A 15,289-nucleotide genomic window follows, 5' to 3' on the forward strand; every position below is an offset into this window, starting at 1 on the left:
CACGTCCGGGCGGACCGCACGGCGGCTCAGAGCGCGCCGAGGTGGCTGATCTCGTTCACGAGCTTCACGACCGTCCGGCCGTCGTGGTAGTCGACCCGCGACAGCGAGCACAGGTCGAGGTTGATGCGCGAGGCGATCCGGAGGCCGCCGAGCGCTTCGCCGATGAGGGCCTTGATCGGCGTCATGTGGGTCACGATGAGCACCCGTTCGCCCTCGTGCCGGCGGATCAGCCGATTGCGCAGGCCGGCGACCCGCTCCATGCACTGCTGCTGGCTCTCACCGCCAGGCGGCGCGAGCTCGTGGTCGGCCAGCCAGCGGGTGAACGCGTCTCCTCCGGCGCGCCGCGCCTCGGTGAAGGTCATCCCCTCCCACTGTCCGAAGTCGACCTCCCGCAGCGCGTCGTCGACGACGACGCGGACGCCGATCAACGCCCCGACCGCCTCCGCGGTCTGCCGGGCGCGCCGCAACGGCGACGAGTAGATGGCCGAGATCGCCGACGCGCCGGCGATCCGCGCCGCCGCGGCGGCGGCCTGGGCCTCCCCCTTGCCGGTCAACGGCAGGTCGCTCGACCCGCTGAACCGCCGCTCCAGCGACTGCTCGGTCTCCCCGTGGCGCAGCATCACGAGCGTGAGCACCGGATCGGGCCCGGGGCTCATGGTCACGAGCGACCCCGGCGGCCCCTCGGTGACGGTCGCTGCGGCGGGCTGCACCGGGTCGGGGTCGTCGTCGCCGCGTCCGGCGTCCGCCAGCGGGTCACCGCCGACGCGGTTCACGTCGCCCTTGCCGGCGCCGTCCATCGCCTCGTTGGCGAGCCGGTCGGCGAGGTGGTTCTCGGCGCGCGGGATCCACTGCAGGTCGACGCGATCGAAACGGTCCAGCAGCGCCCGGGCGCGCAGTGCCAGCGGCTTCATCGCGGGGTGCTTGATCTTCCACCTGCCGGACATCTGCTCGACGACCAGCTTGGAGTCCATCCGCATCTCGAGCTCGGTGATGCCGAGCTCGAGCGCGGCCTCGAGCGCCGCGATCAGGCCGCGGTACTCGGCGACGTTGTTGCTCGCGGTGCCGATGTACTCCGCCCGCTCGGCCAGGACGAGGTCGGCCTCGGTGTCGACGACGACCGCGCCGTACCCGGCGATGCCCGGATTGCCCCGCGAACCGCCGTCGGCCATCGCGACATAGCGCAGCGGCGCGCTCACAGTCCCGACTCGTGGGTGCGCACCATGATGCAGCGGCACGACTCGCAGCGCACGATCTCCTCGGGGGCGGCGGCGCGCACCGCGGCCAGCTCGGAGCCCGCGAGCTCGATCCGGCAGCCGCCGCATCGGCGCTGCGTCATCAGCGCCGCGCCGGGCACGCCCGTGGCCCGGATCTTGTCGTACAACGCCAGCAGCTCGCTGTCGAAGGTCGCCGCCATCGCGTCCCGCTGGGTCTGCGTCATGGAGATCGTCTGGTCGGACTCCGCCCACTTCTGGTCACGCTCGGCGAGCGCGCCGGCCCGGATCTCCTCAACCGCCTGCCGCGCGCTGCCGACCTCCTTGAGCTGCGCCTCGAGCTCCTCGGCCCGCCCCATCAGCTCGAGCTCCTGGTCCTCGAGCGTCGACTGGCGCCGGTGCAGCGTCTGCATCTCGTGCTCGAGCGAGGCGACGTCCTTGGCGCTGCTGACGGCGCCGGAGTCCAGGCGCTGCTGGTTGCGGGCGATCCGGCTGCGCACGCTGTCGATGTCGGCCTCGAGGCGCTGGATCTCGCGGTCGAGGTCGTTCTGCGCGGTCTGCGCCTCGACCACGTCACCGCGCGTGGCCGCCAGCTGGCGGTCGGCGTCCTCGATCGTCTTCAGCTCGGGAATTGCGTTGCGCTCATGCCGAAGCCGGTTGAGGGACTTGTCGACGTCGGCGAGGTCGAGCAGCCGCAGCTGCTCTCGAGGTTCGATCTGCACGGAGCCCACCCTACCGCCCTGGCAGGGTGGGCTCCGCCGCTCGTCAGGCGGCCGGCGGGCTAGCGCGACGGGTGCTCGTGCCCTTCCTTGCCCACCAGCGTGTCCATCACCTGCTCGTGCCGCGCGGCCGCCACGGCGCCCGCGTCACCGGCCTGCGAGCCGTCGTAGTAGTAGTCGGCGGGGAGCGTGCTGTCGACGCCGTCCGCCACCTTCATCGCGCGCAGCAGCGGCGTCAGGATCACCGAGACCAGCACTCCCAGCACGACGACCACGAAGCCGACCCAGATGGTCGCCTTGGTGTCGAACCCGAGCTCGGCGAGCGGGAATCCGGAGCCGCCGAAGTGCTTCTTGGCCACCACCCCGGTCACCGGGTTGGGCGGCCCGGAGATCTTCCAGAGCATCCACAGCGCGACGGCGGCCGAGACGACCCACCCGATGATCAGCGCACCGCGGTGGAACCAGCTCGTGAGCAGCCCGAGCCCCACCGCCGGCAGGGTGGTGAGGATGATGATCCCGCCGACCAGCTGCAGGTCGATGGCGTAAGCCGGGTCGAGCAGCAGGATGAAGGCCACCGCCCCGAACTTCACCAGCAGCGAGACGATCTTCGCGACGATCGTCTCCTCCTTCGCGTCGGCGTCCGGGCGGAAGTACTCCTTGTAGATGTTGCGCGTGAAGGTGTTGGACGCCGCGATCGACATGACGGCCGCCGGGACCAGCGCCCCGATGGCGATGGCTGCGAACGCGACGCCGGCGAACCAGTTGCTGAAGTGCAGATCGAACAGCTGCGGCACGATCGTGTTGACGTCGCCGGCCTTGCCGAGCTTCGGGTCGGCGCCGATCGGCTTGACCCCCGAGGCGATGGCCATGAAGCCGAGCAGGGTCAGCAGGCCCAGCAGCAGGGAGTACGCCGGCAGCAGGGCCATGTTGCGCTTGATCGTGTTGCGGCTGCGGGCGGCGAGGATCGCCGTCGACGCGTGCGGATACAGCATCAGCGCCAGGGCGGACCCGAGCGCGAGGGTGATGTACTGCAGGTGCTGCGGACCGGCGAGCAGCACCCCGGGTCCGTCCTTCGCGGAGAACTTCTTCTCCGCCGCCCCGAACACGGCGCTCCACCCGCCGAGCTTCGACGGGATGTAGATGATCGCGACGATGATGACGATGTAGATCAGGACGTCCTTCACGAACGCGATCAGCGCCGGTGCCCGCAGCCCGGAGTTGTATGTGTACAGCGCCAGCACCAGGAAGGCGATGATCAGCGGCAGGGAGCCGGTGACGCCCATGGTGGTGAGCACCGACTGCACGCCGACGAGCTGCAGCGCGATGTAGGGCATCGTGGCGACGATCCCGGTGACGGCGACCAGCAGCGCCATGGTGCGCGAGCCGAAGCGGGCCTTGACGAAGTCGGCGGTGGTGACGAACCCGTTGACGTGCGCGACCGACCACAGCCGGATGAGCACCAGGAAGACGATCGGGTAGGCGATCGTCGCGTAGGGCACCGCGAAGAAGCCCATCGCGCCCGCGCCGAACAGCAGCGCCGGAACCGCGACGAACGTGTACGCCGTGTACAGGTCGCCGCCGATGAGGAACCAGGTGATCCAGGTGCCGAACTGGCGACCACCGAGGCCCCACTCGTCGAGGCTGTGCATCGAGTCGCCGGCCTTCCACCGCGACGCCGCGAAGCCCATGACGGCCACGACGAGGAACAGGATGGTGCAGATGACCAGCTCGGTCGTCTTGAGCTCCATGGCTAGTGGCTCCCCGACTTGGTCTTCAGGTAGACGACGCCGCAGCAGGCCGACGTGACCAGCACCAGGAGCAGCTGGATCCAGTAGAAGAACGGGATCCCGAACAGCTGCGGGTCCTTGCGGTTCCAGAAGAACGACAGCAGCGGAAGGATCACCGGCGGCAGCAGCAGCCAGTTCCACGGGCTCGGGCGCGGCTTGACGAACGCGGGTGCGGTGGCGCGGGTCTCGCTGCCGCCGACGCCCTCGGTTGGATTGGTCATCACGGATGTCCTCTCGCGGGTGGGCTGCGCGAGAGTATGGCGTGACCCGCGCCACACCGGCAACGCGGCGTCCGGCCGGGTCGCCCTATCGTTACCGAACCGAGTCGCGACCTGCACAAACGGTCCACGGGTCGGTGACCAGATCGGACACCTCGCAGGTCAGCTCGGAGCCGAACCGCTCGCGCAGCAGCCGGGCCGCCACGGGCAGCCAGGTCGCCTCCGTGGCCCAGTGGCCGGCGTCCACCAGCGCCGGTCCCCCGTCGGCGAGGTGCTCACCGGCCGGGTGGTGGCGCAGGTCGGCGGTGACGTAGGCATCCACGCCGGCGCGCGCGGCGTCCCCGAGGTGCCCGTCGCCGGCGCCGCCGAGGACCGCGACCCGGGCGATCCGCCGGTCGGGGTCGCCCGCGCCGCGGACGCCGACCGGGGCGGCCGGAAGCGCCGCGGCGACGTGCGCGCAGAACTCCCGGAAGGTCACCGGCGTCTCGAGCTCGCCCACCCGCCCCAGGCCCTGGTCGGTCGGGAGCGGCACCATCGCGAGCAGGTCGAACGCGGGTTGCTCGTACGGGTGCGCCGTCCGCAGCGCGGCCAGCACGGCGGCGCGACGGTGCGGAGCGAGCACCATCTCGATGCGGGTCTCGCCGACCACCTCGGCCGCCCCGGGCGTGCCGATGGCCGGGTGCGCCCGCTCTCCCGGTGTGAACGTCCCGGTGCCGATGGACAGGAACGCGCACCGCGAGTAGTCGCCGAGCTGCCCGGCGCCGGCGGCGGCGAGCGCGTCGACGACCGTCGCGGCGTCCGCGTGCGGGACATACGTGACGACCTTCTCCAGCCGCAGCTCCTCCGCGGGCACCAGCGGCGTGGTCGCGCGCAGCCCGAGCCGGTCGGCGAGCGCGTCGTTCACCCCGTTCCGGGCGCGGTCGGCGTTGGTGTGCGCGTTGAACATCGCGCAGTCCGCCTTGATCGCCGACCGCAGGATCCGGCCCTTGGACGTGGTCGAGGCGACCTGGCTGATGCCCTTCAGCAGCAGCGGGTGGTGGGTCAGCAGCAGGTCGGCTCCGCGGGCGATCGCCTCGCCGAGGGTCTGCTCGGTGGGGTCGAGCGCCAGGTGGATGCGCCGTACCGGCTGGTCGGGATCCCCGCTGATCAGCCCGACGCTGTCCCAGGACTCGGCCAGCGCCGGCGGGTAGATCTCGTCGAGGAACGCGGTGATGTCGGCTAGGCGCATACCGCGATTGTGCCAACCGGCCCCATGGCAGCCCGGGACGGTCGGCGCGGCTCGGCGCCGAGAGGGCGAGAAACGGAGAGGGTGGGCGTAACAGGACTCGAACCTGTGACCACTCGCTTGTAAGGCGAGCGCTCTACCAACTGAGCTATACGCCCGCTGTACGGCGGTGAAAGTGTACAGGTGGCGGCCGGGCCGGGGTCATGCCGCGCGCGGGGCTTCGGTACAGCGGGCGGACTTCGGTACAGCGGGCGGACTCGGGTACAGCGGGCGGACGGATCGGTCCGCTCGCAGTGCACGAGTCCGCTGTCTGTGCAGGAGTCCGGGCCGGCAGCACCCGCCACTCAGGTGCTCAGGTGCTCAGGTGCTCAAGGTGCTCAGGTGCTCAGGGCGGCGATGGCCTGCTTCCACTCGCGCGGGTCGCGCGCCTCGCCGGGACCGTTCACGGCGGCGTACCGCACGATCCCGTCCCGGTCGATCAGGAAGGTGCCGCGCAGTGCGAAGCCGGCCGCCTCGTTGAACACGCCGTACGCCGAGGCGATCGCGCCGTGCGGCCAGAAGTCGGCCAGCAGCGGGAACTCGTAGCCCTCCCGCTGCGCGTACGCCTTGAGGGCGAACGGGTGGTCGACCGAGATGGGCAGCACCTGCACGGCGTCGTTCTGGAACGCGGCGAGGTCGTCGCGGACGGCGCCCAGCTCGCTGGTGCAGATGCCGCTGAACGCGAACGGGTAGAACACGAGCAGCACGCTGCGCCGGCCGCGGAAGTCGCGCAGCGCGACGTCCTGGTTGTGCTGGTCCTTGGTGGCGAACTCCGGCGCCGGGTCACCGAGCCTGATCGTCGTCATGGCGGGCGTGCTCACTTGCAGTAGGCGGTCGCGCTGTTGACGGCCGTGCGGTACGACGTGAGCTCCACCGCGATGCCCGACTGCAGGCCCTCGACGATCTTGGTCATCTCGGCGACGATCGCCTGGACGTGCGAGATCAGCGTCGTGTCGGTCAGCGTGGGCAGCTGCGCGTTGAGCTGGTCGATGTAGCCCTGCACCTCACCGGCGAGGGTGTCGCGCTCGTCGGCGGTGGGCACGGTGCCGGACGACGCGAGCGCCTTCCAGCTGTTCAGGAAGCCCTTGGCGGTGCTCAGCGCGACGGCGCACTGCTTCTTCATGCCCTGCAGCCCGTCGGACGACGGCGCCACCGTGCTCGTCGACGAGCCGGCCGCGTGCTGCGCACTGCCGGGCACGCTACTCACACACCCCCCCAACGCCGCCACGCTCACGGTGCAGGCTGCCACGACGAGGGTTGCTCGTCTTGCCAGGGTGGGGATCACGTCGGTCGCTTTCACTCGCTGCTTCCGGGCAGGTCGGGCTCGACGAACAGCGTAGTCGACCGGCATCTCGGCGGCGTGAGTCCGGCGCGGTCTCCACTGGCTCGGCCTGCGGCACGCCGGAGGAATAGATTGGTCGTAACGCCTCGCGTGGCCCGGACGACCTCCCCCGGACAACCCCGGAGGCACGCTGCCGCACCGAAGGAGAACCCATCGTGGCACAGGACCCCAAGTCGATCGCTGACGAGCTCGAGCCCTCGGCCGACCTGCACGCGGACGACGAGATACTCACCGGCACCGCGCCGCAGGACCGCACCCAGATCATCACCGACGGCATGGCCGCGCAGATCTTCGACACGGACCCCGAGGAGACCAAGGAATGGCTCGACTCGCTGGACGCGGTGATCGACAACAACCCGCACGGCGAGCTGCGGGCGCGGCACCTCCTGCTACGCGTCAACGAGCATGCCCGCAAGCGGGCGGTCGGCATCCCGGCGATGCGCTCCACGGACTACATCAACACCATCCCGCCGGCCGAGGAGCCGCAGTTCCCCGGGGATGAGGACATCGAGCACCGCTACCGCCAGTACCTGCGGTGGAACGCCGCGATGATGGTGCACCGCGCGCAGCGCCCGGGCATCGCGGTCGGCGGCCACATCTCCTCCTACGCCTCCTCCGCGGCGCTGTACGAGGTCGGCTTCAACCACTTCTTCAAGGGCCGGGACGCCGAGGGCGGCGGCGACCAGATCTACTTCCAGGGCCACAGCAGCCCCGGCATCTACGCCCGCGCCTACCTCGAGGGCCGCATCGACGAGCAGCGGATGGACGGCTTCCGCCAGGAGCTCTCGCACCGCCCCGGCCTCCCGTCGTACCCGCACCCGCGGCTGATGCCCGACTTCTGGCAGTTCCCGACGGTCTCGATGGGCCTGGGCCCGATGAACGCGGTCTACCAGGCGCAGTTCAACCGCTACCTGCACAACCGCGGCATCAAGGACACCAGCAACCAGCACGTGTGGGCGTTCCTCGGCGACGGCGAGATGGACGAGCCGGAGTCGCTCGGCACGATCGGGCTGGCGGCCCGCGAGGAGCTCGACAACCTCACCTTCGTCATCAACTGCAACCTGCAGCGCCTCGACGGCCCGGTCCGCGGCAACGGCAAGATCATCCAGGAGCTCGAGTCGTTCTTCACCGGTGCAGGGTGGAACGTGATCAAGGTGGTCTGGGGCCGCGGGTGGGACGACCTGCTGGCCGCCGACACCGACGGCGCGCTGCTGCACATCATGAACACCACGCCGGACGGCGACTACCAGACGTACAAGGCCAACGACGGCAAGTTCGTGCGCGACCACTTCTTCGGCCGCGACCCGCGGGCGCTGGCCCTCGTCGAGAACATGACCGACGAGGAGATCTGGAAGCTGCAGCGCGGTGGTCACGACTACCGCAAGCTGTACGCGGCGTACGCGCGGGCGATCGCCCACCAGGGGCAGCCCACGGTGATCCTGGCCAAGACGATCAAGGGCTGGACGCTGGGCTCGTCGTTCGAGGGCCGCAACGCGACGCACCAGATGAAGAAGCTGTCCGCCGAGGACCTCAAGCGGTTCCGCGACCGCATGGACATCCCGATCCCCGACGACAAGCTCGACCCGTACCTGCCGCCGTACTACAAGCCGGCCGACGACTCTCCCGAGATGGCGTACCTGCTCGATCGCCGCCGGCAGCTCGGCGGCGGGATCCCGCGCCGCCTGAGCACCCACAAGGCGCTGCCGCTGCCGGACGACAAGCGCTTCGAGGTGATGTCCCGCGGTTCGGGCAAGCAGCCCGTCGCGACCACGATGGCGTTCGTCCGCCTGGTGCGCGAGCTGTTCAAGGATCCCGAGATCGGCAAGCGGATCGTCCCGATCATCCCGGACGAGGCGCGCACCTTCGGCATGGACTCGTTCTTCCCGACGCAGAAGATCTACTCGCCGCACGGCCAGCACTACACCTCGGTCGACAGCGACCTGATCCTCGCCTACAAGGAGGCCACCAGCGGCCAGCTGTTGCACGAGGGCATCAACGAGGCCGGCTCCACCGCGGCGTTCACCGCCGTCGGATCGTCGTACGACACGCACGACGAGCCGATGATCCCGATGTATATCTTCTACTCGATGTTCGGCTTCCAGCGCACCGGTGACAGCTTCTGGGCGGCCGCCGACCAGATGGCGCGCGGGTTCGTGCTCGGCGCGACGGCCGGCCGGACGACGCTCAACGGCGAGGGCCTGCAGCACGAGGACGGCCATTCGCTGCTGCTCGCCTCCACCAACCCCGCCGTCGTGGCGTACGACGCCGCGTTCGGCTTCGAGCTCGGGCACATCGTCAAGGACGGCCTGCGGCGGATGTACGGCGACGGCTCGGACGGCCGGGACCAGAACGTCATGTACTACCTGACGATGTACAACGAGCCCTACCCCCAGCCTGTCGAGCCCGAGCACACGGACGTCGAGGGCATCGTGCGCGGCATCCACCTGTACTCCGAGGGCCATCCCGACAGCGGGCGCCCCCGCGTGCAGCTGCTCGCCTCGGGCGTGGCCGTCAACGCGGCGCTGAAGGCGCAGCACATCCTCGGAGAGGCGTTCGGCGTGGACGCCGACGTGTGGTCGGTGACCTCGTGGAACGAGCTGCGCCGGGATGCGCTCGACTGCGACCGGTTCAACCTGATGAACCCCAACGAACGGCCGCGGGTGCCGTACGTGACCGCCAAGCTCGGTGACCGCGTGGGGCCCGTCGTGGCCGTCAGCGACTACATGCGGGCCGTGCAGGACCAGATCCGGCAGTGGGTCCCCGGGCGCTACAACTCCCTGGGCACCGACGGGTTCGGGCTCTCGGACACCCGCCCGTCGCTGCGCCGCCACTTCAACGTGGACGCCGAGTCGATCGTGCTGCAGGCGTTGACGTCGCTCGCCGACGAGGGGCAGTACGACCGCTCGCAGCTGCAGCTGGTCATCGACAAGTACGGCGTCAACGATCCGACGCAGGTCGAGGAGGATCACTCGGGCGGCCTGACCTGACCTCGGCGAGGGGGTCGGCGCTCGCGTCCCCGTCGACGTCGACGGTGGTGCCGACCGCCCCGTCGGCGCGTCGGGCCGCGACCCGGCCCACGGCGTACGACGTGAGGGCCGCCCACGTGATCGCCAGGCTGAACCCGGCGAGCACGTCGCTGGGATAGTGCACGCCCAGCGCCATCCGGCTCAGGCCCACCGCGGCGGGGATCGCGAATGCGACGCCCATCACCAGCACCCGCCGCCAGCCCCGGGCGCTCATCGCGACCACGCAGACGACGGTGAGCGCGACGAGCATCGAGGCGCCCGAGTGCCCGCTGGGGAACGAGGTCTCCTGGAAGGTGAGCGCGGGATCCGCCGACGCCGGCCGGGGCCGGTTGACCAGCACCTTGATCAGCGTGCTCAGCACCGGGTACGTCGCGGCGCTCAGCGCCACCCACACGGCGGTGACCGTGTTGCGGCGGACCAGCGCCACGACGACGAGCAGCAGGTACACGCTCGTGGTGAACACCTTCTCCCCGAGGTGGGTGACGGCGCGGAACACTCGCCAGCGCGCGGGGTCGGCGTGCGCCCACGCGTGCAGCGTCGGCGTGACGGAGTCGTCGACGGCGCTCGGGCCGCGATGGGCGAGCAGCACCACGACCAGCAGCGCGGCGGCGAGGGTGACCGCGACCACCCCGGTCATCGCGAAACGACGTCCGGGCCACCACTGAGTGAGCATTAGGTCATTCTGCCCGGCCAACCAGCGCGGCGGACTGGCTATACCGCCCGGTAACGACCAAGGTGGATGCGTGATCGCGATTGTTGCGCCCGGACAGGGCTCGCAGACCCCCGGAATGTTCTCCCCCTGGCTCGAGCTGCCCGGTGCCCGCGAGACCGTGGCGGCGATGTCCGACCTCAGCGGGCTGGACCTCGAGCGCCTCGGTACGACGGCCGACGCCGACGAGATCAAGGACACCGCGGTCACCCAGCCGTTGGTCGTCTCGCTCGCGCTGCTCGCCTTCGAGGCCATCGCGCCGTCCGGCGACCTCGTCGTCGCCGGCCACAGCGTCGGTGAGATCGCCGCCGCGGCGATGGCCGGCGTGATCCCGAAGGACGAGGCCGTCCGCCTCGCGGCGGTCCGCGGACGGGCGATGGCCGACGCGTGCGCGCTCGAGGAGACGTCGATGGCGGCCGTGCTCGGCGGTGACGAGCAGGAGGTCCTGCGGGCCCTCGACGCGCTCGGCCTCGACCCGGCCAACCGGAACGGGGCCGGACAGATCGTCGCCGCCGGCCCGCTGCAGGCGATCACCGCCCTGCGCGAGAACCCGCCGGCCAAGGCACGCGTGATGCCCCTGTCGGTGGCCGGCGCGTTCCACACCCGCTTCATGCAGCCGGCCCAGGACCGGGTCGCCGAGCAGCGGGCCACGCTGCAGGGCTCCGCGCCGGCGTACACCCTGCTCTCGAACGCCGACGGCACCGCGGTCGGCGACGGCGGCGAGTTCCTCGACCGGCTGGTCACCCAGGTCACCAGCCCGGTGCGCTGGGACCTGTGCATGAGCACGATGCTCGATCTCGGCGTCGACGCGATCGTGGAGCTGCCGCCGGCCGGCGCGCTCAGTGGCCTGGCCCGCCGGGCGATGAAGGGCGTGCAGAACGTCGCCGTCAAGACGCCCGACGACCTCGACGGCGTCCGCGACCTGCTCGCCTGACGATGCACTTTCCTAGCGCCCGCCACTACGCGGCGATCAAGAGCTTCGGCGGCTACCGGCCGGCGCGGGTGGTCACCAACGACGAGCTGGCGACCCAGGTCGACACCAGCGACGAATGGATCCTGACCCGGGTCGGCATCCGCGAGCGCCGGTTCGCCGCGCCGGGCGAGACCGCCGTGTCCATGGCCGTCGAGGCCGGCCGCGAGGCGATCGAGCGCGCCGGGATCGCGCCGACCGATATCGACCTGGTGCTCGTCGCGAGCTGCACCCTGCCCACCCAGCTGCCCAGCGCAGCTCCCGAGGTCGCGCACCTGCTCGGCATCGGCGCCCCCGGCGCCTTCGACATCAACGCCGCGTGCGCCGGGTTCTGCTATGGCATCGGGCAGGCCTCGCACGCCGTCCAGACCGGGGCGGCCGAGACGGTGCTGGTGATCGGCGTGGAGAAGTTCACCGACTGGGTCGATCCGAGCGACCGGTCCACCTACATCATCTTCGCCGACGGCGCCGGCGCGGCGATCGTCGGCCGGTCGCCCGAGCAGCGCATCGCGCAGACCGTCTGGGGGTCGGCGGGCGACCGCCCGGAGGCGATCATCGTGCGCGACCGCCGCAGCCTGATCGAGATGGACGGTCGGGCCGTGTTCCGCTGGGCGACCACCGAGGTGCGCGACGAGATCACCCGGATCTGCGCCGCCTCCGGCCTGTCGCTGCGCGACATCGACGTCTTCGCCCCGCATCAGGCCAACCTGCGGATCATCGACTCGATGGTGCGGGCGCTGGACTTCCGTGACGACGTCGTCGTCGCGCGGGACATCGCAGTGTCCGGAAACACCTCGGCCGCGTCGATTCCCCTCGCCGTGCGGGCGCTGCTTGAGCGCGGCGAGGCACGCAGCGGCGATAAGGTTCTCACGATCGGGTTCGGCGCAGGACTGACCTTCGCCGGTCAGGTCTTCGAGATGCCCTAGCGACAGGAAAGGAACCACCACTATGGCAACCACCCAGGAAATCCAGGACGGCCTCGCCGAGATCCTCGAAGAGGTAGCAGGCGTCATGCCCGAGGACGTCGCCCCGGAGAAGTCGTTCACCGACGACCTCGACGTCGACTCGCTGTCGATGGTCGAGATCGCCACCGCGGTGGAGGACAAGTGGGGCGTCGCGATTCCCGACGAGGAGCTCGCGAACATCAAGACCGTCGGCGACGCGATGAAGTTCATCGAGGACAACCAGTAGTCCGCACCGCCGCATCCTGGGTGCGGGTGCCCGCCATCGCCGGGCACCCGCACCAGTGCCACCCCCGGGGCGCGCCCGCGCGACCCCTGACACCCCCTGAGAGAAGGACGCTCGTGACCGACGTAGTGATCACCGGACTGGGCGCGACGACGCCGCTCGGCGGCGACGTCGAGAGCTCGTGGAAGGCGCTGCTGGCCGGTGCGAGCGGCGTCCACGAGCTCACGGACCTGGTGTACGCCGAGATCCCCTGCCGTATCGCGGCCCCGTTCGCCGACTCCCCCACCGATCACCTCGAGCGGGCGAAGGCCCGGCGGCTGGACCGGTCGCAGCAGGCCGCGCTGGTCGCGGCCAAGGAGGCCTGGGCCTCGGCCGGCAGCCCGGAGGTCGACCCCGAGCGGCTGGCCGTGGTGGTCGGCACCGGCGTCGGCGGCGCGGTCACCCTGCTGGCCCAGGACGACATCCGCGAGGAGCGCGGCCCGAAGCGGGTCTCTCCGTACATGGTGCCGATGCTGATGCCCAACGGACCGGCCGCGACCGTCGGCCTCGAGCTGGGCGCGAAGGCCGGCGTGCACACGACCGTCTCGGCCTGCGCCTCCGGCGCCGAGGCGCTGCAGGTCGCCATGGACCTGATCCGCTGCGGCCGCGCCGATGTCGTCGTCGCCGGCGGCGCCGAGGCGTGCATCCACCCCACGCCGTTCGCCGGGTTCGGCATGGCGCGCGCGATGTCCACCCGCAACGACGACCCGACCGGCGCCTCGCGGCCGTTCGACACCGCCCGCGACGGCTTCGTGATGGGCGAGGGCGCGGCGCTGATGGTGCTGGAGAGCGCCGAGCACGCCGCGGCCCGCGGCGCGACCGTCATCGCCCGCCTGGCCGGCGCGGGGACGACGTCCGACGCGTACGACATGGTCGCGCCCGACCCGGGCGGCAGCGGCGCGGCCCGCGCCATCACCCTCGCGCTGCGCGACGGCGGGCTCGAGCCCACCGACGTCCACCACGTCAACGCGCACGCCACCTCCACCCCGGTCGGCGACATCGCCGAGGCGGCCGCGATCCGCGCCGCCATCGGTGACCACGCGGCGGTCACCGCGACCAAGGGCGCCACCGGCCACATGATGGGGGCGTCCGGCGCGGTCGAGGCGCTGTTCACCATCCTCGCGATCCGCGACCAGGTCAGCCCGCACATCCTGAACCTCACCGACGTCGATCCGGACCCCAACGTGCAGGCGCTGGACCTCGTCCGCGAGGCACCCCGCGAGATGCGCATCGATGCGGCCATCAGCGACTCGTTCGGCTTCGGGGGCCACAACACCGCACTGCTGTTCACCAGGCCGTAAGGAGCATTCGTGACCGCCACGCAGGAGCAAGCCGTCGACCCCCGCGACCCCGTCGCCCGCCTGGCGACGCTGTTCGATCCGGGCTCGCTGGAGCTCGCGAACGACCGCGAGGAGGGCACCGGAGTGGTCTGGGCCCGCGGCAAGGTCGAGGGCTCCCCCGCCGTCGCGTTCTGCTCGGACGCGACGAAGATGGGCGGCGCGATGGGCTCGGAGGGCTGCGCCAACATCGTCGACGCGATCGAGACGGCCAACCGTGAACGCATCCCGTGCGTCGGCATCTGGCACTCCGGCGGCGCGCGTCTCGCGGAGGGCGTCGAGGCGCTCGACGCGGTCGGCAAGGTGTTCGCGGCCATGGTGCACGCCTCGGGCCGCATCCCGCAGATCTCCGTCGTCCTCGGCCCGGCGGCCGGCGGTGCCGCGTACGGCCCGGCGCTCACCGACGTCGTCATCATGTCCGCCAGCGGCCGGGTGTTCGTGACCGGTCCGGAGGTCGTCCGGTCGGTCACCGGGGAGCAGGTCGACATGGAGGCGCTCGGTGGCCCCGACGCGCACGGCAAGAAGAGCGGCGTCGTGCACATCACCACGCCCAGCGACGAGGACGCGTTGAGCACCGCCCGCGAGCTGGTCGACCTGCTCGGCGAGCAGGGCCGCTTCGACCTGAAGAAGACCGAGATCAAGCCGTCGCTGGCGAGCGCGCTGCCGGAGTCGCCGCGTCGCGCGTACGACGTCCGCCCCCTGCTGCGCGAGCTGGTGGACGGCGACCTGCTGGAGATTCAGCCCAAGTGGGCCCCGAACATCGTGTGCGCGTTCGCCCGGCTGGCCGGCCGCACCGTCGGCGTCGTCGCCAACAACCCCATCCGCCTCGGCGGCTGCCTCGACTCCAACAGCGCGGAGAAGTCCGCGCGCTTCGTGCGGCTGTGCGACTCCCTCGGTGTGCCGCTGGTCGTGGTGGTCGACGTGCCGGGCTACCTCCCGGGCGTCGGGCAGGAGTGGGACGGCGTCGTCCGCCGCGGCGCGAAGCTGCTGCACGCGTTCGCCGAGTGCGTCGTGCCGCGGGTGACGGTCGTGACGCGCAAGGTGTACGGCGGCGCCTACATCGCGATGAACTCCAAGTCGCTCGGCGCGACGAAGGTGTTCGCCTGGCCCACCGCCGAGGTGGCCGTGATGGGCGCCAAGGCCGCGGTCGGCATCCTGCACCGCAAGACCCTCGCCGCGACCCCGATCGAAGAGCGTGACGCGGTGCACGAGCAGCTCGCCGAGGAGCACGAGCGGATCTCCGGCGGCGTGCAGCGCGCGGTCGACATCGGCGTCGTCGACGAGATCCTCGAGCCCGAGCGCACCCAGGTGGCGCTCGTGCAGGCGCTCAGCTCGCGGCCGTCCGGCCGCGGCATGCACGGCAACATCCCGCTGTAGGACCAGGACGCCGCGAGCAGGCCGCCCGTGCTGTCCAGATGCGGTGGGCTATGCCCCGCTCTTGCGGCATGCGGTGGGATGTACCCCGCTATCGGCGCGATA

14 protein-coding genes and 1 tRNA gene are annotated in these 15,289 nt (G+C 71.1%); 6 read left to right on the forward strand and 9 right to left on the reverse strand.

The features are described from left to right. Window positions 1–26 precede the first annotated feature (26 nt). The 8 genes from F8A92_RS08155 to F8A92_RS08185 all read right to left on the reverse strand — a co-directional run bounded on the left by F8A92_RS08155 (window position 27) and on the right by F8A92_RS08185 (window position 6,406). Window positions 27–1,196 (reverse strand): bifunctional RNase H/acid phosphatase, encoded by a 1,170-nt coding sequence (locus F8A92_RS08155; protein ID WP_194291412.1) that lies wholly within the window; start codon window positions 1,194–1,196, stop codon window positions 27–29. Next, the gene (locus F8A92_RS18575; RefSeq protein ID WP_194291413.1) at window positions 1,193–1,933 is read right to left on the reverse strand and encodes a zinc ribbon domain-containing protein; all 741 of its coding nucleotides are present in this window, start codon (window positions 1,931–1,933) and stop codon (window positions 1,193–1,195) included. Before F8A92_RS18575 ends, F8A92_RS08155 begins: the two co-directional genes overlap by 4 nt. A gap of 59 nt (window positions 1,934–1,992) precedes the next feature. Then, window positions 1,993–3,678 (reverse strand): monocarboxylate uptake permease MctP, encoded by a 1,686-nt coding sequence (mctP, locus tag F8A92_RS08160; protein ID WP_153504671.1) that lies wholly within the window; start codon window positions 3,676–3,678, stop codon window positions 1,993–1,995. 2 nt (window positions 3,679–3,680) lie between these two features. Continuing rightward, the gene (locus tag F8A92_RS08165) at window positions 3,681–3,938 is read right to left on the reverse strand and encodes a DUF3311 domain-containing protein (RefSeq protein ID WP_153504672.1); all 258 of its coding nucleotides are present in this window, start codon (window positions 3,936–3,938) and stop codon (window positions 3,681–3,683) included. Window positions 3,939–4,029: 91 nt separating this feature from the next. Further along, window positions 4,030–5,163: a Nif3-like dinuclear metal center hexameric protein gene (locus F8A92_RS08170; protein ID WP_153504673.1), complete on the reverse strand. Its 1,134-nt coding sequence runs from the start codon at window positions 5,161–5,163 to the stop codon at window positions 4,030–4,032. A gap of 82 nt (window positions 5,164–5,245) precedes the next feature. Beyond that, window positions 5,246–5,318: transfer RNA gene (locus F8A92_RS08175), tRNA-Val, on the reverse strand. 219 nt (window positions 5,319–5,537) lie between these two features. Then, on the reverse strand, window positions 5,538–6,005 hold the full coding sequence (locus F8A92_RS08180; RefSeq protein WP_153504674.1) for a peroxiredoxin: 468 nt from the start codon (window positions 6,003–6,005) through the stop codon (window positions 5,538–5,540). Window positions 6,006–6,016: 11 nt separating this feature from the next. Then, complete coding sequence (locus tag F8A92_RS08185) at window positions 6,017–6,406, reverse strand: hypothetical protein (protein ID WP_153504675.1); 390 nt, start codon at window positions 6,404–6,406, stop codon at window positions 6,017–6,019. A gap of 290 nt (window positions 6,407–6,696) precedes the next feature. Between F8A92_RS08185 and aceE the strand changes: the two genes are divergently transcribed. Then, window positions 6,697–9,528, forward strand: a complete 2,832-nt coding sequence (aceE, locus tag F8A92_RS08190; RefSeq protein WP_456064327.1) for a pyruvate dehydrogenase (acetyl-transferring), homodimeric type — start codon at window positions 6,697–6,699, stop codon at window positions 9,526–9,528. Here aceE and F8A92_RS08195 read toward each other — a convergent pair. Continuing rightward, a complete protein-coding gene (locus F8A92_RS08195) occupies window positions 9,479–10,240 on the reverse strand; it encodes a phosphatase PAP2 family protein (protein ID WP_153504676.1) in 762 nt (253 codons plus the stop codon). The two genes, aceE and F8A92_RS08195, sit on opposite strands and share 50 nt — an antisense overlap. A 70-nt stretch (window positions 10,241–10,310) precedes the next feature. On the opposite strand from F8A92_RS08195, the gene F8A92_RS08200 reads away from it, so the two are divergent. The 5 genes from F8A92_RS08200 (at window position 10,311) to F8A92_RS08220 (ending at window position 15,187) form a co-directional block, all read left to right on the forward strand. Beyond that, window positions 10,311–11,210 (forward strand): ACP S-malonyltransferase, encoded by a 900-nt coding sequence (locus F8A92_RS08200; protein ID WP_153504677.1) that lies wholly within the window; start codon window positions 10,311–10,313, stop codon window positions 11,208–11,210. A gap of 2 nt (window positions 11,211–11,212) precedes the next feature. Next, a complete protein-coding gene (locus tag F8A92_RS08205; protein WP_153504678.1) occupies window positions 11,213–12,172 on the forward strand; it encodes a beta-ketoacyl-ACP synthase III in 960 nt (319 codons plus the stop codon). Between the two features lie 22 nt (window positions 12,173–12,194). Then, on the forward strand, window positions 12,195–12,437 hold the full coding sequence (locus F8A92_RS08210; RefSeq protein ID WP_153504679.1) for an acyl carrier protein: 243 nt from the start codon (window positions 12,195–12,197) through the stop codon (window positions 12,435–12,437). A gap of 113 nt (window positions 12,438–12,550) precedes the next feature. Continuing rightward, window positions 12,551–13,774 carry a beta-ketoacyl-[acyl-carrier-protein] synthase family protein gene (locus F8A92_RS08215; protein WP_153504680.1) on the forward strand — a complete coding sequence of 408 codons (1,224 nt, stop codon included), beginning with the start codon at window positions 12,551–12,553 and terminating at the stop codon, window positions 13,772–13,774. 9 nt (window positions 13,775–13,783) lie between these two features. Further along, window positions 13,784–15,187: an acyl-CoA carboxylase subunit beta gene (locus tag F8A92_RS08220; protein ID WP_153504681.1), complete on the forward strand. Its 1,404-nt coding sequence runs from the start codon at window positions 13,784–13,786 to the stop codon at window positions 15,185–15,187. Window positions 15,188–15,289 lie beyond the last annotated feature (102 nt).

It is taken from the genome of Cumulibacter manganitolerans, assembly GCF_009602465.1.
GTDB classification, from domain to species: Bacteria; Actinomycetota; Actinomycetes; order Mycobacteriales; family Antricoccaceae; genus Cumulibacter; species Cumulibacter manganitolerans.